Below are 20,599 nucleotides of genomic sequence, written 5' to 3' on the forward strand. Positions count from 1 at the left end.
ATACATGCTACAGAAATGTACATCCTATAATTTGGTTAAAAAAAACAATGTTACCTTATTTAAAAAGAGGTTTTTGTACTTTTGCACCAAATTATAATTATGAAATCTTTACTCTACAAATACAGGAAATTTTTCTTGGTACTATTCGTATTTTCTGCTGTTACAATTTCGTTGTTCTATTCAGCATTAAAACCAAGTAAAACATTGCCTATTTATAATCCAGCTGATGTAAATCCTGAACTGGTTGATAGCACCATGCAATATAAAAGCAAATACCACACTATTGCCGATTTCGCATTTGTAAATCAGAATGGTGATACGATTACTCAAAAAGATTATGAAGGAAAAATATACGTAGCCGATTTCTTTTTTACGACTTGCGGTTCTATCTGTCCTAAAATGACAGCTAATTTAGCTGATGTTCAAAAAGCAATTTTAAACAATCCAAAAGTAAAGTTACTTTCGCATACTGTATTTCCTGAAACGGATAGCGTTCCTGTTCTAAAAGCTTATGCAATTAAAAATGGTGTTGTAGATAGCAAATGGAATCTTGTTACTGGTGACAAAAAAGAAATCTATACTATGGCTCGAAAATCATATTTGGCAGTAAAGCTTGGAAGACCTGATCAATTATATGATATGGTCCATACAGAGAACTTCATTTTAGTAGATCAAAAAAGACGAGTTCGTGGTTTTTACGACGGAACCAAAAAAGAAGATATTCAAAAACTAATAGAAGATATTACCTTTTTATCTGCCGAATAACTTCTCTGTTTTAAAATTCCTTTCAAAAGAGTTAATTCCCTGAATAAACAGTTTTCATTTAACTTTTGATGAATCTCATTTCATATGTGAATTATATCTTAAAACATTGAAACCGTAGTAGAAAACGGCTTTTAATAAATATTAAATGACTATTATTGCAATATTAATTCAATCTAAATAAACTTGAAACATTCTATCCACTCCCTTAAAAAAGGCGAAAAAGCCACTATCAAAGAATTTGATATTGATCTAGTTCCGTTGAAATTATTAGAAATGGGTTGCTTACCAGGTAACATGGTCGAATTACTTCAAATTGCACCATTTGGTGGTCCTTTATATTTGAATATTAATGGTTCACATGTAGCTATTCGCATAGAAACAGCACGTGTAATTGAAGTAGAAATAATCAAATAGAATTTGCAATGAGTATCCAAAATATAAATGTAGCCTTAATAGGTAATCCAAATACAGGAAAAACTTCCGTTTTTAATCAATTAACAGGTCTTAATCAACAAGTAGGTAACTATCCAGGAATTACTGTTGAGAAAAAGATGGGCTTCTGTAAATTGCCCAACAACATCAAAGCCAACATTCTTGACTTACCAGGAACATACAGCCTAAATGCCAGCTCTATCGATGAGAATATGGTAATTGAGCTTTTGTTGAATAAAAACGATAAATTATATCCAGACGTAGCATTGGTTGTTACTGATGTTGAGAATCTAAAGCGAAACTTACTACTTTATACTCAAATAAAAGACCTTGAAATTCCAACAATATTAGTTATTAATATGGCTGATAGAATGGAATCTAAAGGAATAACTCTGGACATTCCATATCTTGAAGAGCATTTAAAAACAAAAATTGCTTTAATAAGTTCTCGTAAAGGGCATGGAATTGAAGAACTTAAAAATCTAATTGTTAACTACAAAAATATACCTAATGGCCCCTGCTTAAATGCATCGGTTATAGATCCAGAATATTTTAAAAGTTTACAACATGCTTTTCCTGACCAACTATTGTACAAACTATGGCTGGTAATTACACAGGATGTTAACTTTTTGAATCTAGATAGAAACGAAGTCAGAAGTACCTTTACCAAATCGCACTCTGAGTTAAAACGTTTGCAACAAAAAGAAACCATTAAAAGATATCAATTTATAAATGATATTTTAAAAGAGGGATTAAAAGTAGACAATACAATAGCCACAGATTTCCGTGCAAAACTAGACCGCATATTAACGCATAAGGTTTGGGGTTATGTTATATTTTTTGTCATACTCTTTATTATATTTCAAGCTATATTCCAATGGGCTGCTTTCCCAATGGATTTAATCGATGGCGCATTTGCTTCATTAAGTAAATTAACTGCTGAAAGATTGCCAAGTGGGATTCTAACTGATTTAATTTCTCAAGGAATTATCCCTGGAATTGGCGGAATCTTGATATTTATTCCACAAATTGCTTTCTTATTCTTCTTTATATCTGTACTTGAAGAAAGTGGTTATATGAGCCGTGTGGTTTTCCTTATGGATAAAATTATGCGCAAATTTGGTTTATCAGGAAAGAGCGTTGTGCCTTTAATTTCGGGTACTGCCTGTGCAATTCCAGCAATTATGGCAACTCGTAATATCGAAAGCTGGAAAGAGCGATTAATCACTATTTTAGTAACACCGTTTACTACCTGTTCAGCTAGATTACCTGTTTATACAATTATCATTAAACTAGTAATTCCAGAGGACCTCCTTTTCGGATTCCTTAACTTACAAGGATTAACTTTAATGCTATTGTATCTTCTAGGTTTTGGAATGGCAATTTTATCGGCTTATGTTTTAAATAAAATACTAAAAATAAATAACAAAACGTATTTCGTAGTTGAAATGCCAAGCTATAAAACACCATTATTCAAGAATGTTTTTATTAATGTTGTCGAAAAAACAAAAGCATTCGTCTTAGGTGCAGGAAAGATAATCTTAGCAATATCTGTTGTGTTGTGGTTTTTAGCCTCGTATGGGCCTGGAAAGAACTTTAATGAAGCCGAAGCCATTGTAGCAGAAAGACACAAAGACAAGCCTCTAGATGAATTTGAATATGAAGAAGCTGTTGCTTCACAAAAAATAGAGAACTCTTACATCGGATTGATGGGTAAAACTATCGAACCAGTAATTTCTCCTTTAGGATACGATTGGAAAATTGGTATTGCAATCATAAGCTCGTTTGCAGCTAGAGAGGTATTTGTAGGTACATTGGCAACCATTTACAGTGTAGGTGGTACTGATGATGAAACTACAATAAAAAATAAAATGCAAGAAGAAATCAATCCACAAACCGGAGAGAAGATTTTCAATTTTGCTTCAGGAATCTCATTATTACTTTTTTATGCGTTTGCATTACAGTGCGCAAGTACAATTGCGATTACAAAAAAAGAAACAAACTCATGGAAATGGCCAATAGTTCAGCTGGTCTTAATGAGCGGATTAGCTTATGTTATAGCTTTAGTAGCTTATCAATTCTTAAAATAATGCATCATGGTACAAGAAATTCTAGCTTTTGTAATATTATTTATAGCGATTGCTTTTTTAATTCGTAAGTTTTTCTGGAAACCTAAAAACAAGAAAAACTGTGGAGACAACGACTGCGGTTGCCATTAAATAAAATAGAACTTACTATACACATTTCAGCTCCGCTCAGGATGACATTTATTGTCGCTTGAGCGGAGCTGAAGTATATATAAGCTAGTACTAAATGCCTATTTAATTCTCTGAAGGTCTAGATCTTGAAAATCAAAACTAAAATCAATATTTGGCGAGATCCCTTTCATCTTAATGCTTTGTGCTTTTCCTTCTTCATCTAAACTAAATATTGCAAAAGCATCACAATTCATATCCTGATACTCCCATTTTACAGCAAATGTGTTTGCTTTGTAAAATTGCATTGGTCCATTAAGTTTTGGTGAACGAAGCGATTTAAACCACAATTGATTGCCTTTTAAGAATATTTCAACTTTACCGAACCATTTATCTTCATACTGCCCAATAAAATCGTCATTTTTAACTTTAATACTTTTAGCCTTATTTACAGTCTCCCAAACTTTACTGGTTACTTCATCACCACCACTTTTTTGTGACTGCATAAAAGAAGCATACTTATCTACCCAGCCGAAATCATTAAGGCCTAAATAACTATCAATGATCGTTTGACTTACTGAAGAAAAAATACCTGCTCCACCATCTTCTGTATTAGTTAATATTATAATCCCTAAATTCAGATCAGGAATCATTGTAACGATAGAAAGCATTCCTGGTAATCCTCCAGTATGGGATACACTTAAATTCCCTTTTATATCTGATAAATTCCAACCTAATCCATAACCTGCAAAATGTTGGTTGTATCTTGGATTAGGATCTGCTTCTTCAACAATATGTAATTTCCACATTTCACTTTGTCTCTCTTTAGAGAAAAGTTGTTTGTCCAAATTATCTCCATATTTCCCTTTATTCAACTGCAAAAGGACCCATTTAGACATATCATCTACATTAGATATAATTCCTCCCGCAGCACCATTAATCATTTCATCAAATCCTTGAATGGTTCTTATTTTTCCATTTTCTGCACCATTAGTAGAATGTGGTGTTGCCAAATTAGATTTATCTTTCACGCTTTTAATAGAAGCTTGCGAGTTACTCATCTGTAAAGGATTCAAGATTTTTGTTTCAATAAACTTCTCCCAACTCATTCCGCTAACTCTTGCTGTCACTTCACCCGCTACTAAATAAAGTAGGTTATCATAATCAAACTGTGTTCTAAACTCAGAAACAGGTTTAAAATGTTGAAAATTACTTAGAACGTCTTTCATAGTAAAATCTGAACCATTTGGAAAAAACATTAAATCCCCAGCTCCCAAGCCGAGGCCACTACGATGGCATAATAAATCTTCTATAAGGAAATGCTCCGTTACATATTCATTATACATTTTAAACTCGGGAATATATGTTTTGACTTTGTCCTTCCAAGATATCTTACCCTCATCCACTAAAATAGCCAAAGCAGCAGTTGTAAAAGCTTTACTGTTCGAAGCGATTTGAAAATTGGTATGTTCATCAACTAATTGTTTTGTGCTAACAGATTTTACTCCATACCCTTTCTTGTGTATAACTTTCCCATCTTTTACAACAGCTACTGCAACACCAGCAACGTTGAATTTTTCTAACGATTTTGCTACGAGTTCATCAATCTCTTTTGAAGAAATTTGAGCAAAAAGGGTACTGCTTGAAAATAATAGTAAGGTGGTTAAAATTGATAAGGCAAATTTTGTTTTTTTCATGTTTTTTGGTCTAATTATTATATAATATTGGGTTTGAAATAGCATTTTTATATCAAACGAATATATAAAATAAAAGATTAATTCATCCTAAGACAGAAGTGTAAAATATCAGAAAAATTACCGTTTTACTAAGATTGAAAACGAAGCCTTAATACTACTCCTCAATATTCTTTTTCTGAATAATGAGGAATAGTAACAAGAAACCGACACAAGTCTATGTATCGAAATGGAGTCAAAAAGTTTTTAATAACCAAGCTCCACATGAAATTTATCATCCTTAGAGATGACAAGTTCATGGTTAGTAACTGGTTTTACTATAATTAAAACCTTCAAGACTATCAGTGTTAACTGAGGACTAAAAATAAAGACTACTGCAACTTCACGAATAAGTTCGAAGCTATTTTGTTAGAAATGGTCAGTTCTTTTTCATTAACCTTAATTTTTAAAGATAAATCAAAGCTTTCTTTCGATAAGCATTCAATTTTAGATCCTAAAGCGATTCCTTGTTTATCGAGGTATTGCAAGAACTCAGATGAAGTATCTTTTACCCCTACACAAACACCAACTTGCTTTTCGTTAAGTTCCGAAAGCAATTGTTTTTCTACTTTAATGATTCTGCCTTGCGCATCGGGAATTGGATCTCCGTGCGGGTCTTCGGTTGGGTTGCCTAGAAAATCATCCAATTTATTAATTAATTGCTCTGATTTAATATGTTCCAATTGTTCAGCAATATCATGAACTTCATCCCAAGAGAAATCAAGTTTATCTACCAAGAATACTTCCCATAAACGGTGTTTACGAACAATCATTTTGGCTGCTAGTTTTCCGTTTTCAGTAAGCGAAACTCCTTGGTATTTTTTATAATTTATCAAATCCTTTTCGGATAATTTCTTAAGCATATCCGTTACCGATGAGGCTTTGGTTTCCATCATTTCAGCAATAGCATTAGTACTAACCTCTGCTTCAGAGGAAGTCGTTAAATGATAAATAGCTTTTAGATAGTTTTCTTCTGAGAAGGTCATTGTAGTATTTTTCAGGTTTTAAATTTTAAAGATTCTGAGATTACAAGTTTTAAAAAATTAGTTACTCAAAACCTCAGCAACTATTTTTTAACAATAAACAAAGGTATTGAAATTTTGTGACGCAATTTATCAACTGTTGTTCCAAAAACTAAATCTTTAAAGCCCGTATGTCCATGTGTTCCCATAACCAAAATATCAAAACTTCCTTTGTTTACAATGATTGGGATAATATTGTTTGGTTTACCAAATCCAAGTTCTGTCTCGATTTTAAATCCTTTCGCCGTAAGCATCTCTTTATATTCTAACAGCAGTTTTTCGTCAATTGTTGTTTCATGATCATCAACATTTTGACCATACATAAGAGCACCAACAGTTTCTACAACATGAATTAAAGTATAATTACCATCTATTCCACCCAACTCAAAAGCACTGTTGATAGCTGCTTCATCGGCACTAGAGAAATCAACAGAAATAGCAATGTTCTTTTTGCTATACGCTTCTTTCACAGAAAAACGCAATGTAAGATTATGTGGAGAATGATTTTGTATATCCGATTTTGCTCTAGCTATAAACGGTTTAATAACGATATAAAGCAACAGAACTAAGAATGCGATTGCCAAAGGCACTACGGTTACCCAGAGTACGATTGGATTCTCTGAAGCTTCTAACCAACCACTTATTTCATCATAAACCAATTTCCCGTTTAGCGATACAATTATTAAAGCAATAATCCATGCAGTAACCTGAGTTAATCTACTAATATGAAATCCTTTCATCTTTGTTTTATCACTCACAAAATGTATCAAAGGAATAATTGCAAATCCTAATTGCAAACTCAATATTACTTGGCTTAAAATCAATAATTTTCCCGTGACGCTTTCGCCATAAATCAAGATTACAACTACTGCTGGAACAATGGCAATTAAACGTGTTATTATACGACGAACCCACGGTTGTATTCTTAAATTCAAATAACCTTCCATAACAATCTGACCTGCCAAAGTCCCTGTAATTGTTGAGCTTTGACCTGCTGCAATTAAAGCAACTGCAAAGAGAATCGGCGCCCATTTAGTACCCAAAAGCGGTTCCAAAAACTTATGTGCATCCTGAATCTCGGCAACTTCAAACATCCCATTTCGATGAAAAGTAGCAGCCGCCAAAATCAAAATAGCAGCATTTACAAAAAAAGCAAGATTAAGAGCAATGGTTGAATCTATCAGATTGTATTTTAATGCTTGCTTAATTCCTGCTGCACTTCGGTCAAACTTTCTTGTTTGCACCAAAGAAGAGTGTAAGTATAAATTATGAGGCATTACTGTCGCTCCAATAATTCCGATTGCGATATATAAAGCCGCTGAATTAGGAAGAGAAGGAATCAATCCATACAAAACTTTATCTAATTCTGGCTCAGCAAAAATCATTTCAAAAACAAAAGAAAATCCTATAATTGCCACCAAGACAATAATAAAAGCTTCCATCTTACGGATCCCTTTGTTGATTAAAAAGAGTAATAAGAAAGTATCTAGAACGGTAATTAAAACACCCTCAATTAACGGAATATCAAATAATAAATTAATACCAATTGCCATTCCCAATACCTCAGCAAGATCACAGGCAGCGATAGCAACTTCGGCAAGAATATATAATATATAATTGATGAATTTAGAATAGGTTTCTCTTGAAGCTTGAGCTAAATCACGTTGAGTAACAATTCCCAATCTAGCACTAAGACTTTGTAATAACAAAGCCATTAAATTACTCATTAACAAAACCCAAAGTAAGGCATACCCAAACTGGCTTCCACCCGCAATATCTGTCGCCCAGTTTCCTGGATCCATATAACCCACACTTACTAAATAAGCTGGACCAAGAAATGCCAATATTTTTCTAAAAACTGAGGTCTTATTTTGTGTTTGTACCGATTGGTTAACTTCTTCGAGAGATTTAGTCATTTCATAAAAATTATTAAAGCAAATATATACAAAAATTGCATTGCTCAAACATTATTTTTAGCCTTGTCTAAAAGTTAAAGAAAATTATAAACAATTCGGACACAATCCTGAAAGAGTAAAATTCACATCGTTAACCTTGTAATTGCGGGGAATTATATAGCTTGGCTGTACATTTTCCATACAAGTCACCTTCAAACATTTTTCACAACTAAAATGCACATGGTTGTGGATATGCACGTGATTTTCATGATGGCATTTAGCATATTTAATAGTTCCATCAAGATTCACAATTTTATGAATAACATCTTCATTCACCAAACGGTCTAAAATTCTATAAATAGTAACTCGATCACATAAATCCTGAGTCAGTTTATGAATCTCTGAATGGGATAATGCCGAATCTGAATTGCTAATTAAATCTAGAATGGCTCCTTTGGCCACAGTATTACGGGTAACTTTCATAAATAAAACATTAACGCAACATAGTTGCATTTTGAATAATTTTTTTATATTTGCAACATTATTGCATTAAACAAATATACGAGAAATGAAAACAAAAACAACTTTTAATTGGGACATTTTAGGAATTTCTAGCGCTACTATATGCCTGGTACACTGTTTACTATTTCCAATTCTAACAATAATACCTTTAGGAATAACCCATAATCCTATAATCGATTTGCTTTTTGCATCCATAGGTTTCTTTGCGATTATAAAAATAGCAAAAAAAGCGACTCTACTTGTAAGCAGTATTTTAATTCTATCAATAACGCTAATTTATACAAGCATCCTTATAGAAATTATACTAGACGTACACACCTATTTAATATTTATTGGCGGAATTGGGATGATAATTGGCCATTTTATAAACTACTTAGAACACAAAAAGGAAAGAAAATGAAAAAACTACCTGTAACTGTATTGAGTGGTTTTCTTGGAGCTGGCAAAACAACTTTACTAAACCATATCCTTCACAATAAAGAAGGACTTAAGGTTGCTGTAATTGTCAATGATATGAGCGAAGTAAACATTGACGCTCAACTCGTAAAAAACGAACACACCTTATCACGCACCGAAGAGAAGCTAGTTGAAATGAGTAATGGTTGCATTTGCTGCACCTTAAGAGAAGATTTAATGGTTGAAGTCGAGAAACTCGCTAGAGAAAACCGTTTTGATTATTTACTCATCGAAAGTACTGGAATTAGCGAACCCATACCTGTTGCACAGACATTCTCGTTTATAAATGAAGATGAAAACATCGATTTGTCCCGATTTAGTTATGTAGACACCATGGTTACAGTAGTAGATAGTTTAAACTTTTTTAAAGATTTTGGCTCTGCTGAAACATTACAACAACGAAAAGCTTCTGACATTGAAAATGACAATCGAACTATTGTAAATCTTTTAGTAGACCAAGTAGAATTTGCCAATGTCATTATCTTGAACAAAACCGATTTAATATCATCTGAATCACTACAAATACTCAAAGCATCAATTCAAAAACTAAATCCAGTAGCCAAAATACTTACTTCGGTTTTAGGGAAAGTAAATCCAATAGAAATCATAAATACTGGGTTATTCAATTTTGAAGAAGCTGAAGTTTCGGCTGGTTGGATTAGGGAATTGGAAGGAATTCACACGCCAGAAACAGAAGAATACGGAATAAACTCGTTTGTTTTCCGCAATCCAAAACCATTTCACCCTGAACGCCTTTGGAATTTCATTAAACATGACTTTCCATCAAATATAATTCGAAGCAAAGGATTAATGTGGATGGCATCACGTCCTGAACAAGCCATAAACTGGAGTCAAGCTGGCGGATCTATGAAAGCTGAAGGTGCAGGCGTTTGGTGGGCAAGTATGCCCCTAAGCCAACGCATGATGTTCAACAACTTCGTAGAATTTCAAGATATAATTGAAGAACGTTGGACTGCTGATTTTGGCGACCGCCTAAACGAAATAGTATTTATAGGTCAAAAAATCAAAGAAGACAAAATACTAAAAGAACTAAAAAAGTGCCTTTGTACTCCCGATGAAATTACTGATTATCTAAAAGGCAACTTTTTGAGGACTGACCAATTCCCTATACCAAGAAATATTTCGTAATCCTTAAATATAAAATCATGACAAATAATAACAAATATGATGTTATAATAATCGGAGGTAGTTATGCAGGCTTTTCGGCTGCAATGGCATTAGGACGTTCGCTACGTAAAGTATTAATCATAGATAGCGGAAAACCTTGCAACCAACAAACCCCCTATTCACATAATTTCATAACTCAAGATGGCAAAAGACCTGCAGATATTAATGCAAAAGCAAAAAAACAAATCTTAAAATATCCAACAATAACTTTTTTAGAAGGCAAAGCTACCAAAGCAATAAAAAGAGAACAAGAATTTGAAATAGAAACTGAGAAGAGAGAAAAGTTTACAGCAAGGAAATTACTTTTTGCAACGGGTTTAAAAGATATACTTCCAGAAATAGAAGGGTTTGCAGAATGCTGGGGAATTTCAATATTGCATTGCCCCTATTGCCACGGATATGAGGTGAAAAATGAAAGAACTGGCATTATTGCAAACGGTCCCTTGGGATATGAATTTACTAAGATGATTTCCAATTGGACTAAAAACCTGACTGTATTAACAAATGGAAAAACATCATTGACCGAAGAACAAACTGCTGCACTTAAAAAAAACAATATCGCAATTTTAGAAAATGAAATAGATTATTTCCAACACAATGAAGGAAAAATAATGAACATTGTTTTTAAAGACAAAACAAAAATAGCCATTAAAGCACTTTATGCTAAACCCCCTTATGAGCAACATTCTCTTTTGCCACAAGAATTAGGCTGTGAAATAACAGAACAGGGCTTAATAAAAGTTGATGCCTCTCAAAAAACAACCATCATCGGAATTTATGCAGCAGGTGACAATTCTACTTTTGGACGTTCACTAGCACTAGCTGTTTCGTCAGGATCAGTCGCTGGGGCATTAATAAACAAAGAACTCATAGAAGAAGACTTTAATTAGTCACAAACGTAATTTCAATAATTTTAATAGTTTGTTAGTACCCAATTGTTTTGGGATGCAATTGGGATGTAAGCGGTTCATTATAAACTTATGAACCGCTTTTTTTAATGCCAGAATATATTTTATTAACAAAGAATTTTGTTTGTCAAATATAATTTTTAGATTTGCCTAAAATATAATTTACATAAAATGAAATATTTATTTACAATACTACTGTTTTCAATACTTCAGCTCTCATTTTCACAAAACACCGCTAAAATTTCAGGAAAAGTGTCCATCGAAAATCAAGAGAATCAACAATCAAATGTTCAATTATTAAAAACCAATTATAAAACACAAACCGATAGCTTAGGCCATTATAAACTAGAAAATATCCCTCAGGGCAATTATAGAATACAGATTTCGTCACTTGGTCTACAAACAATAACAAAAAGTATTACTGTCAAAGAAAGCCAAGCATTAACTTTAGATTTTGAACTATCAAATGACGAGAATGAACTAAATGAAGTAGTAATCTCAGGAACACTAAAAGCAGTAAAAAGATTAGAAAGTGCAGTACCCGTTGAAGTCTACACCCCCGTATTCTTTAAAAAGAACCCAACAGCCAATATTTATGAAGCCCTACAGAATGTAAATGGGGTACGCCCTCAACTTAATTGTGGCGTTTGTAACACAGGAGACATTCATATAAACGGCCTTGAAGGTCCATATACAGCAGTTATGATTGACGGAATGCCGATTGTAAGTAGCTTGTCTACCGTTTATGGATTATCCGGAATACCAAATTCGTTAGTTGAAAGAATAGAAATTGTAAAAGGCCCAGCATCTTCCTTATATGGAAGTGAAGCAGTAGGTGGTTTAATAAATATTATAACAAAAAGCGCAAGTAATGCACCCGTATTCTCAGCAGATGTTTTTACAACAAGCTGGTTGGAAACAAATGTTGATCTAGGCGTAAAATTCAATACAGGTAAAAATGCAACAGCTTTACTTGGTGTAAATTACTTCAATTACAACCAAAGAATTGACAATGACAATGATGGTTTTACAGATGTCACACTTCAAGACCGCATATCCGTTTTTCAAAAATGGACTTTTAAAAGAAAAGAAAATAGACTTTTTACAATTGCAGGACGCGGGATGTACGAAGACCGTTGGGGTGGCGATGTCCGTTGGGAGAAAAAATACCGTGGTGGTGATGAAATTTACGGAGAAAGTATTTACACCAAACGTGGTGAACTTATAGGAAGCTATCAATTGCCAACAGACGAGAAACTGATATTCTCTTTCTCTGGTAATGTACATTATCAGGATAGTCGTTATGGAACAACCTCATATATTGCAAACCAAAAAATAGGATTTGCCCAACTTACTTGGGATAAAAAAATCCGAAACAATGATTTACTAGCAGGAATAGCATCCCGTTACACCTATTACGATGACAACACACCATCGACTGCATCACAAGGAAAAAACAACCCAGAAAAAACATGGTTACCCGGTATTTTCTTGCAAGATGAAATAACATTATCTGAAAAACACAAAATACTTTTAGGACTACGATACGATTACAACTCAATTCACGGGAATATTATAACACCTAGATTTGCTTATAAATTAAAATTCGATGACAACAACATCCTTCGTTTCAATGCTGGAACAGGATACAGAGTAGTGAATTTATTTACAGAAGACCATGCAGCTTTGACTGGATCAAGAGAGGTTGTTATTGCAAACAATCTAAATCCAGAAAAATCAGTCAATGCCAATTTAAACTATATAAAAAAAATATACTTCCCAAATGGAACATTCATCGGCATTGAAACCACAGCATTCCATACCCGATTTAGTAATAAGATAATTGCAGATTATGAAACTGACCCGAACAAAATCATTTATGACAACATTAATGGACATGCGATAAGCCAGGGAATCAGCACAAACATTGACGTAAACTTTAATAACGGATTAAAATTAATTGCAGGTGCAACACTCATGGATGTTTCTAATATAGAAAACGGGAAACGAGAAAGACCCTATCTAACAGAGAAGTTTACAGCAACTTGGAGTGTTTCGTATAAAATTAGTCCAATTGATTTAGCCATTGATTATACTGGAAATTTATATAGTCCAATGAAGTTACCGCTATTAGGCGATAATGATCCCAGAAGTCCAAATTCACCTTGGTATAGCTTACAAAACATTCAATTCACTTACACAGGTTGGAAGAACTTTGAGTTATATGCTGGAATTAAAAACCTACTTAACTTTACACCAAAACGAAACAATCCGTTCTTGATTTCAAGAACCAATGATCCTTTTGACAAAAATGTAGACTACGACTCAAACGGAAAAGTACTAGCGACTCCTAGTAATCCATACGGTTTGACATTTGACACAACCTATGTTTATGCTCCAAATCAAGGAATCAGAAGTTTCTTTGGTCTACGTTATAATCTGAGATAAAAACTCTTAAGCCACTGATTTCTCAGACCAGAAAAGATTTTTAAGCAACATACTTAGTCCTTTAAATCTGAGAAATCAGTAAAAAAACGTAACAAATGAGAAATCTAGTCCTAATTATCCTCTACTTAAGTCTTACTACAACTGGATTTTGCCAACTCAAAAGCATCCCATTTGAAGCAATCGACAGCCTACAACAAATTCAGAAACGAAAAGTTATCGTTTTTATCCACACCGATTGGTGCAAATATTGTCAGGCAATGAAGAATTCGACTTTTAAAAACAAAGCGATAATAGCCCAACTCAACGAAGAATTTTATTTTGTTGATTTTCAAGCTGAGGAAAAAAGGACAATTCGTTTTAATAATCAGACATTCAACTACAAATCAACAGGAAATACTACTGGTGTTAATGAATTAGCAATTCAATTAGGAACCGTTAATAATCAACTGACTTACCCAATAGTTTGTGTTTTAAATTCAGAAAACGAAATTATATTTCAAGACACCCATTATCGAAATGCAAAGGATTTCGAAATGATTTTGGCTAAACTGAAAGAACAAAACTAAGCATATCAGTTTATAAAGGTCCATTTAAGCTAAATACATCCTCTAAATTTAAATCACTTAAACAGCCAATACAATCAATGAAATGATATGTTTTTAAATAATTTTGCTGAATAAACTCAACGAATTAAAATTGCCTATTTTTGATAAAAATAGTATTTCCAGAACATGAAGCACTTCGATTACATTTTTACAGGAACTGGTCTATCAGCAATGATGACTGTTTATAAAATGATTAAGTCTGGGAAATTTACTGAAAAAGCCATCTTATTAATAGATGAGGACACCAAGAAAACGAATGATCGAACATGGTGTTTTTGGCAAAAAGAACAATCAATTTGGGAAAATGTTATTTCTAAAAAATGGGATTTGGCTTTATTTGCCAATGAAGACTTCAAAAGAGATTTAGACCTATCCCCTTATCAGTACAATCAAATTCGAAGTTCAGACTTTTATAATTTTGTTTTCGAATCTATTAAAAAACAAGCGAATATTACTTTTCTACATGACAAAGTAACTGATATTAATGAACTCGATACTCATGTTTTTATAGCAACTTCAACTAATACATTTACTTGCAGTCAACTTTTTAATAGCATTTATAACAAAGCATTAATTGAAAATCAGCAACAATACCCTGTTTTACAACAGCATTTTATAGGTTGGTTTATCAAAAGCAAACAGCATATTCTTAATTCAGAAAAAGTTACATTCATGGATTTTTCGGTTGACCAAAAAGGCAATACACGATTCATGTACGTTTTACCAACATCAAAGAATGAAGCTTTAATCGAATATACCTTGTTTTCGCATACCCTTTTAGAGAAACAAGAATACGAATCGGAGATTAAGAACTACATTAAGAATTTAGGCATTCAAGATTATGAAATAATAGAGAAAGAACAAGGAAGTATTCCGATGACATGTTATCCCTTCTGGAAAAGAAACACCAAACGCGTGCTGAACATTGGTACAGCTGGTGGCTGGACAAAAGCAAGCACAGGATACACATTCAAAAAATCAGATAAGAACTCCACCCAACTAGTATCGTTTCTTGAAATTCAAAACAACAAGGCATCTATAGCGATTGATATGACCTCATTTCATAAAAAAAACAAATTCTGGTTCTATGATTTACTCTTATTAGATATCCTAGACAGGAATAACGAACTCGGAAGTCGCATTTTCTCAGATATGTTTCAAAAAGGAAATCCATCATTGATATTTAAGTTCTTAGATGAAGAAACGAACTTTACTGAAGATGTTAAAGTTATTTTAAAGTGCCCAAAATTACCATTTATAAAAGCGTTATTTAGAGTGGTTTTTCTTTCAAAATAAATATTAACTTTAATACAATAGCCATTGAAAAAAATCATTCTAGGTTTAAGTTATTTAATCTCTTTTTACACATTTGCTCAAGCGCCCAAAAATGAAGCTCAAGAAGCTATTATCAAGCAATCATTAGATAGTTGTGCTTATAAATACAACTATACTTTTCAAATGCAAGAATGGCAAAACTGCATTGATAACGGTTTAAAAAAAGACAGCACTATAGCCTATTTATGGCAACAAAAAGCAATGCCTTATTTTAAATGCCAAAAATATGAGGTTGGAATGTCCTTTTTAGACAAAGCTGTTTTATATGACAAACAAGAATGGCTCCCCTATAGAGGTTTTATGAAATGTATTTTCACAAAAACATATAGAGATGCAATCAAAGACTTAGAAGAATGTATCAAGCTTTATGGCAATGGCTATAGAATGGATCACACCTATAGTTTTTATATTGGACTTTGCCATTTACAGCTAAACGAGTATGACAAAGCCGAAAAGATTTTTGATGATTATGTAAATGACATTTATAAAAACAGACAACAACTAGAGCATCCTACGGCCTATTTTTACCAAGCGATAGCTAAATATGAACTAAAAAAATGGGATGAGGCAATTGCAATTTTGGATAAAGCAATAAAAATCTATCCACAATTTTCAGATGCGAAGTATTACAAAGCCATTTGTTGGTTTAAATTAGGGAGGTCAAAAGACGAAATCTCAGCCTTAGCTACGGAAGCAAGAGCTGATGCTGCAAAAGGTTTTTCGATAAATGAAGACAATACAATTTACGAAACCTATCCATACCAAAAAAAGTTCAGCAAATAACAATTAAACTATAACAAAACTTTATACTGGAATTAAAGTTCTTGTTTTTAAACTTTGTAACTTTGCAAATCTAAAAAGTTAAACTAAAAAATAAAAAATATGTATCCAGAAGAAATGGTAAAACCAATGCAAGCTGAATTAACATCAGCAGGTTTTCAAGATTTACATAGTGCAGCAGAAGTTGATAACGCAATCAAATCAGAAGGAACAACACTAGTAGTAGTAAATTCAGTATGTGGTTGTGCAGCAAGAAATGCACGTCCAGGAGCAAAAATGAGTTTAGAAGGTGCTAAAAAGCCAGACCATTTAATCACTGTTTTTGCAGGTGTTGACAAAGAAGCTGTAGATGCAGCAAGACAACATATGTTCCCTTTTCCTCCATCTTCGCCAAGTATGGCATTATTCAAAAACGGAGAATTAGTTCATATGCTTGAGCGTCACCACATCGAAGGACGTCCAGCTGAGCTAATTGCAGAAAACTTACAAGACGCATTCAACGAGCACTGCTAAGATTAAGAAACTAAGGTTCTAAGATACTGAGTTACTAAGATCTGTAAAGACTCAAATATTTAAAAAGCACTATTAATTTAGTGCTTTTTTGTTTTTTATATCTTCCTAAGCAACTTTTCAAAAACCTTTGAGTCCCAACAAGCCTAAGTCTTTACCACTAAAAAACTCAGAACCTTAGCAACTTAGCCCCTCAGTAACTTCCAAAAAACCTTTGAACCTCTGTAACTCTGAGCCTTTGCCCCTCAGCAACTTCCAAAAAACCTTTGAACCTTTGTAACTCTGAGCCTTTGTAACTAAAAAAACTCAGAACCTTAGTAACTCAGACACTCAGCAACTTCCAAAAAACCTTTGAACCTCTGCAACTCTGAGTCTTTGTAACTAAAAAACTTAGAACCTTAGCAACTTAGCCCCTCAGTAACTTCCAAAAAAACCTCTGAACCTCTGCAACTCTGAGCCTTTGCACCTAAAAAAACTCAGAATCTTAGCTACTTAGCCCCTCAGCAACTTCCAAAAAACCTTTGAACCTCTGCCACTCTGAGCCTTTGTAACTAAAAAAACAGCACGCAGATCACGCAGATTAAGCAGATTTCATCAATCCTCAAAAATCACAAAGATTTAAAATGATTTGGCTAAAACCTTTAATTTCAAAATATACTTACCCAAACTAAAGCTACAGGCAATTCAATAAAAACTCAGAAACTTAGTAACTCAGCAACTTCCAAAAAAACCTTTGAACCTTTGCAACTCTGAGCCTTTGTAACTAAAAAAACTCAGAAACTTCCAAAAAAACCTTTGAACCTTTGCAACTCTGAGCCTTTGCACCTAAAAAACTCAGAACCTTAGCAACTCAGACACTCAGCTACTTAGAGCTTTTGGCACTTTGAACCTTTTTCCTTACCTTTGCACCTCAAAATTATTTCTCAACTTAAAACTGTTTATAGCATGCAACTGTATAACACTTTGAGCGCAGAAGAAAGAGCCATCATGATTGATGATGCAGGTAAACAACGTCTTACGTTGTCTTTCTATGCGTATGCAAAAATTCAAGATCCCAAAAAATTTCGCGATGATTTATTTCTAGCCTGGAACGCACTCGATGCTTTAGGCCGAATTTACGTTGCCAACGAAGGAATAAATGCTCAAATGAGTATTCCGGAGGAAAATTTAGAAGCTTTCAGAGCTACTTTAGAAGTTTATGATTTCATGAAAGGCATCCGTTTAAATGAAGCTGTAGAACATGACGACCACTCATTTTTAAAATTAACCATCAAAGTTCGTGACAAAATTGTTGCTGACGGTCTTAACGATGAGACTTTTGATGTAACAGATATAGGCGTACACTTAAAAGCCAAAGAATTTAACGATATCCTTGAAGATCCAAATACAATTGTTGTTGATTTCAGAAATCACTACGAAAGTGAAGTGGGTCATTTTAAAGGTGCTATAACTCCAGATGTAGAAACTTTCAGAGAAAGTTTACCAATAATCAACGAGCATCTTCAAAATCATAAAGAAGATAAAAACCTAGTAATGTATTGTACTGGTGGAATTCGTTGTGAAAAAGCAAGTGCTTATTTTAAGCATCAGGGTTTTAAAAATGTATATCAGCTAGAAGGCGGAATCATTAATTACAAAAAACAACTTGAAGAAGAAGGTTTAGAAAGTAAATTCATTGGTAAAAACTTTGTATTTGATAATCGTCTAGGTGAAAGAATCACAGATGATATTATTTCACAATGTCATCAATGTGGGAAACCTTGCGACAATCATACCAATTGCGAGAATGACGGATGCCATTTATTATTTATCCAATGTGATGAATGTAAAGCGGCAATGGAAAACTGTTGTTCTACAGAATGTCTAGAAGTTATACACATGCCTTTGGTAGATCAGGTAAGAATGAGAACCGGAAAACAAGTTGGAAACAAAGTGTTTAGAAAAGGTAAATCAGAAAATTTAAAATTCAAACATTCAGGAGAGCTACCAGATACAGCTTTGGCTGCTGCAGAGAAACCAGCAGATATTCGCCTAAAAATAAAAGTAAAAAAAGTATTGCTTGGAAAAGCAGAACATTACTACGTAAAAGCACAAGTTGGGCTTTTCACTATTGAGAACAGCGAACTTAACAGTGGTGATACAATCTTAATTTCAGGACCAACAACGGGTAACCAAGAATTGGTTTTAGAAAAAATGATGGTCAACGATGCTGCAAATACTACAGCTAAAAAAGGAGACAGAGTAACTTTTGAAGTTCCCTTTAGAATAAGATTGTCGGACAAAATCTATAGAATCTTAGACTAATCCATCATGACAACAAATAATAAAATTGAACTTATGGCTCCCGCAGGGAGCTTTGAGTCACTTCAGGCTGCGCTTGATAATGGCGCCGATTCTATTTATTTTGGAGTAGAACAACTCAACATGCGTGCGCGTTCAACTGTGAATTTCACTATAGATGATTTGCAAGAAATTGCCAATCGATGCGCCACCAAAAACGTACGAAGCTACCTTACTTTAAATACAATTATTTACGACCATGATTTATCGGTTGTAAAAACATTATTGAACAAAGCCAAAGATGCTACTATTACAGCCGTAATCGCATCAGACCAAGCTGTAATTGCAATGGCAAGAACAATCGGCATGGAAGTGCACATCTCGACTCAGCTTAATGTTACCAACATCGAAACCATAAAATTCTACAGTTTATTTGCAGATACGATGGTTTTAAGTCGAGAATTGAGCTTGCGTCAGGTAAAAAGCATTACAGAGCAAATCGAAAAAGAACAGATAAAAGGTCCTAACGGAAATTTAGTTGAAATCGAAATCTTCGGACATGGTGCTTTATGCATGGCCGTATCAGGAAAATGCTATTTGAGCTTACATTCAAATAACTCATCAGCAAACCGTGGTGCTTGCAAACAAAATTGCCGTAAAAAATATACTGTTATAGACCAAGAAACAGGTTTTGAAATCGAAGTCGATAACGAATATCTAATGTCACCTAAAGATTTATGCACGCTTGATTTTCTAGATCAAGTAATTGATTCTGGAATTCAGGTATTAAAAATAGAAGGTCGCGGACGTGCACCCGAATATGTCGCGACAGTAATAAAAACATATCGAGAAGCTATTGACTCTTATTATGATGGTACTTTTTCAAAAGAAAAAACCCCCATTTGGATGGAAGCTTTAAATACCGTTTATAATCGTGGTTTTTGGTCAGGATATTACCTAGGTCAAGAATTAGGCGAATGGAGTGATATTCCAGGGTCAGCAGCAACGCAAAAGAAAGTCTATGTAGGTAAAGGAACCCATTTTTTCCCAAAAGCTGAAGTTGGACAATTTAAAATTGAAGCTTACGACATTAAAATCGGAGATAGAATTCTTGTAACTGGCCCAAGTACAGGAGCACAAGAAATGGTAATCGACGAAATGTATGTAAACGATATTTTAGCAGATAAAGCTACAAAAGGAGATGATTGCACTTTCAAATTACCTTTCAGAATCAGAATGTCTGATAAATTATATAAAATTGTTGAGGCGTAATGGTTATTGTAACACTACAAAGAGACAAGTGCATTGGATGTAACTACTGTGTAGAAATGGATCCAGTACATTTTCAAATGTCAAAAAAAGATGGAAAATCAGTTTTGATACATTCAGTAAACGCAAAAGGGTTTTTCACTTTAAAATCTCCAAATCATACTATTGTAGAAAGCTGTGAGTTGGCAGCAAAAGCCTGTCCAGTAAAAATCATTACGGTAAAAGAAACCTAAAAGAAAACCCCTATTCTATATGA

The 20,599-nt window shown here is 33.7% G+C and carries 19 protein-coding genes; 15 read left to right on the top strand and 4 right to left on the bottom strand.

Translation table 11 applies throughout. The features are described from left to right. Nucleotides 1–99 precede the first annotated feature (99 nt). The 4 genes from LNQ49_RS11920 to LNQ49_RS11935 all read left to right on the top strand — a co-directional run bounded on the left by LNQ49_RS11920 (nt 100) and on the right by LNQ49_RS11935 (nt 3,416). Entirely contained in the window at nt 100–765 is a 666-nt protein-coding gene (locus LNQ49_RS11920; protein ID WP_229989076.1) for an SCO family protein, read from the top strand. Between the two features lie 183 nt (nt 766–948). Further along, the gene (locus LNQ49_RS11925; protein WP_129540266.1) at nt 949–1,179 is read left to right on the top strand and encodes a FeoA family protein; all 231 of its coding nucleotides are present in this window, start codon (nt 949–951) and stop codon (nt 1,177–1,179) included. 8 nt (nt 1,180–1,187) lie between these two features. After that, on the top strand, nt 1,188–3,287 hold the full coding sequence (gene feoB / locus LNQ49_RS11930) for a ferrous iron transport protein B (RefSeq protein WP_229989077.1): 2,100 nt from the start codon (nt 1,188–1,190) through the stop codon (nt 3,285–3,287). Between the two features lie 6 nt (nt 3,288–3,293). Then, the gene (locus tag LNQ49_RS11935) at nt 3,294–3,416 is read left to right on the top strand and encodes a FeoB-associated Cys-rich membrane protein (protein ID WP_229989078.1); all 123 of its coding nucleotides are present in this window, start codon (nt 3,294–3,296) and stop codon (nt 3,414–3,416) included. Between the two features lie 98 nt (nt 3,417–3,514). Here the strand turns inward: LNQ49_RS11935 and LNQ49_RS11940 are convergent, their stop codons facing one another. The 4 genes from LNQ49_RS11940 to LNQ49_RS11955 form a co-directional block, all read right to left on the bottom strand. Beyond that, a complete protein-coding gene (locus LNQ49_RS11940; protein WP_229989080.1) occupies nt 3,515–5,089 on the bottom strand; it encodes a serine hydrolase in 1,575 nt (524 codons plus the stop codon). A gap of 368 nt (nt 5,090–5,457) precedes the next feature. Beyond that, nucleotides 5,458–6,111: a metal-dependent transcriptional regulator gene (locus LNQ49_RS11945; protein WP_229989081.1), complete on the bottom strand. Its 654-nt coding sequence runs from the start codon at nt 6,109–6,111 to the stop codon at nt 5,458–5,460. Nucleotides 6,112–6,191: 80 nt separating this feature from the next. Continuing rightward, nucleotides 6,192–8,063 carry an Nramp family divalent metal transporter gene (locus LNQ49_RS11950; protein WP_229989082.1) on the bottom strand — a complete coding sequence of 624 codons (1,872 nt, stop codon included), beginning with the start codon at nt 8,061–8,063 and terminating at the stop codon, nt 6,192–6,194. A gap of 84 nt (nt 8,064–8,147) precedes the next feature. Next, nucleotides 8,148–8,525, bottom strand: a complete 378-nt coding sequence (locus LNQ49_RS11955; RefSeq protein ID WP_229989083.1) for a Fur family transcriptional regulator — start codon at nt 8,523–8,525, stop codon at nt 8,148–8,150. Nucleotides 8,526–8,610: 85 nt separating this feature from the next. Between LNQ49_RS11955 and LNQ49_RS11960 the strand changes: the two genes are divergently transcribed. The 11 genes from LNQ49_RS11960 (at nt 8,611) to LNQ49_RS12010 (ending at nt 20,576) form a co-directional block, all read left to right on the top strand. Continuing rightward, on the top strand, nt 8,611–8,964 hold the full coding sequence (locus LNQ49_RS11960) for a MerC domain-containing protein (RefSeq protein ID WP_229989084.1): 354 nt from the start codon (nt 8,611–8,613) through the stop codon (nt 8,962–8,964). Then, complete coding sequence (locus tag LNQ49_RS11965) at nt 8,961–10,169, top strand: GTP-binding protein (protein ID WP_229989085.1); 1,209 nt, start codon at nt 8,961–8,963, stop codon at nt 10,167–10,169. Before LNQ49_RS11960 ends, LNQ49_RS11965 begins: the two co-directional genes overlap by 4 nt. Nucleotides 10,170–10,186: 17 nt before the next feature. Beyond that, complete coding sequence (locus LNQ49_RS11970) at nt 10,187–11,098, top strand: NAD(P)/FAD-dependent oxidoreductase (protein WP_229989087.1); 912 nt, start codon at nt 10,187–10,189, stop codon at nt 11,096–11,098. Nucleotides 11,099–11,287: 189 nt separating this feature from the next. Beyond that, the gene (locus LNQ49_RS11975; protein WP_229989088.1) at nt 11,288–13,564 is read left to right on the top strand and encodes a TonB-dependent receptor; all 2,277 of its coding nucleotides are present in this window, start codon (nt 11,288–11,290) and stop codon (nt 13,562–13,564) included. A 95-nt stretch (nt 13,565–13,659) separates the two neighbouring features. Continuing rightward, nucleotides 13,660–14,130, top strand: a complete 471-nt coding sequence (locus LNQ49_RS11980) for a thioredoxin family protein (protein ID WP_229989089.1) — start codon at nt 13,660–13,662, stop codon at nt 14,128–14,130. A 165-nt stretch (nt 14,131–14,295) separates the two neighbouring features. Then, nucleotides 14,296–15,465, top strand: coding sequence for a lycopene cyclase family protein (locus LNQ49_RS11985; protein WP_229989090.1), 1,170 nt, complete (start codon nt 14,296–14,298; stop codon nt 15,463–15,465). Nucleotides 15,466–15,489: 24 nt separating this feature from the next. Next, entirely contained in the window at nt 15,490–16,287 is a 798-nt protein-coding gene (locus tag LNQ49_RS11990) for a tetratricopeptide repeat protein (protein WP_229989091.1), read from the top strand. 99 nt (nt 16,288–16,386) lie between these two features. Further along, on the top strand, nt 16,387–16,797 hold the full coding sequence (locus tag LNQ49_RS11995; RefSeq protein ID WP_229989092.1) for a BrxA/BrxB family bacilliredoxin: 411 nt from the start codon (nt 16,387–16,389) through the stop codon (nt 16,795–16,797). 942 nt (nt 16,798–17,739) lie between these two features. Then, on the top strand, nt 17,740–19,098 hold the full coding sequence (trhO, locus tag LNQ49_RS12000; RefSeq protein ID WP_229989094.1) for an oxygen-dependent tRNA uridine(34) hydroxylase TrhO: 1,359 nt from the start codon (nt 17,740–17,742) through the stop codon (nt 19,096–19,098). A 6-nt stretch (nt 19,099–19,104) separates the two neighbouring features. Next, nucleotides 19,105–20,346, top strand: coding sequence for a peptidase U32 family protein (locus LNQ49_RS12005; protein ID WP_229989095.1), 1,242 nt, complete (start codon nt 19,105–19,107; stop codon nt 20,344–20,346). Further along, the gene (locus LNQ49_RS12010; protein WP_042563582.1) at nt 20,346–20,576 is read left to right on the top strand and encodes a ferredoxin; all 231 of its coding nucleotides are present in this window, start codon (nt 20,346–20,348) and stop codon (nt 20,574–20,576) included. Before LNQ49_RS12005 ends, LNQ49_RS12010 begins: the two co-directional genes overlap by 1 nt. Nucleotides 20,577–20,599: the final 23 nt, after the last annotated feature.

Origin of the sequence: Flavobacterium pisciphilum, assembly GCF_020905345.1 — a bacterium.
GTDB classification, from domain to species: Bacteria; Bacteroidota; Bacteroidia; order Flavobacteriales; family Flavobacteriaceae; genus Flavobacterium; species Flavobacterium pisciphilum.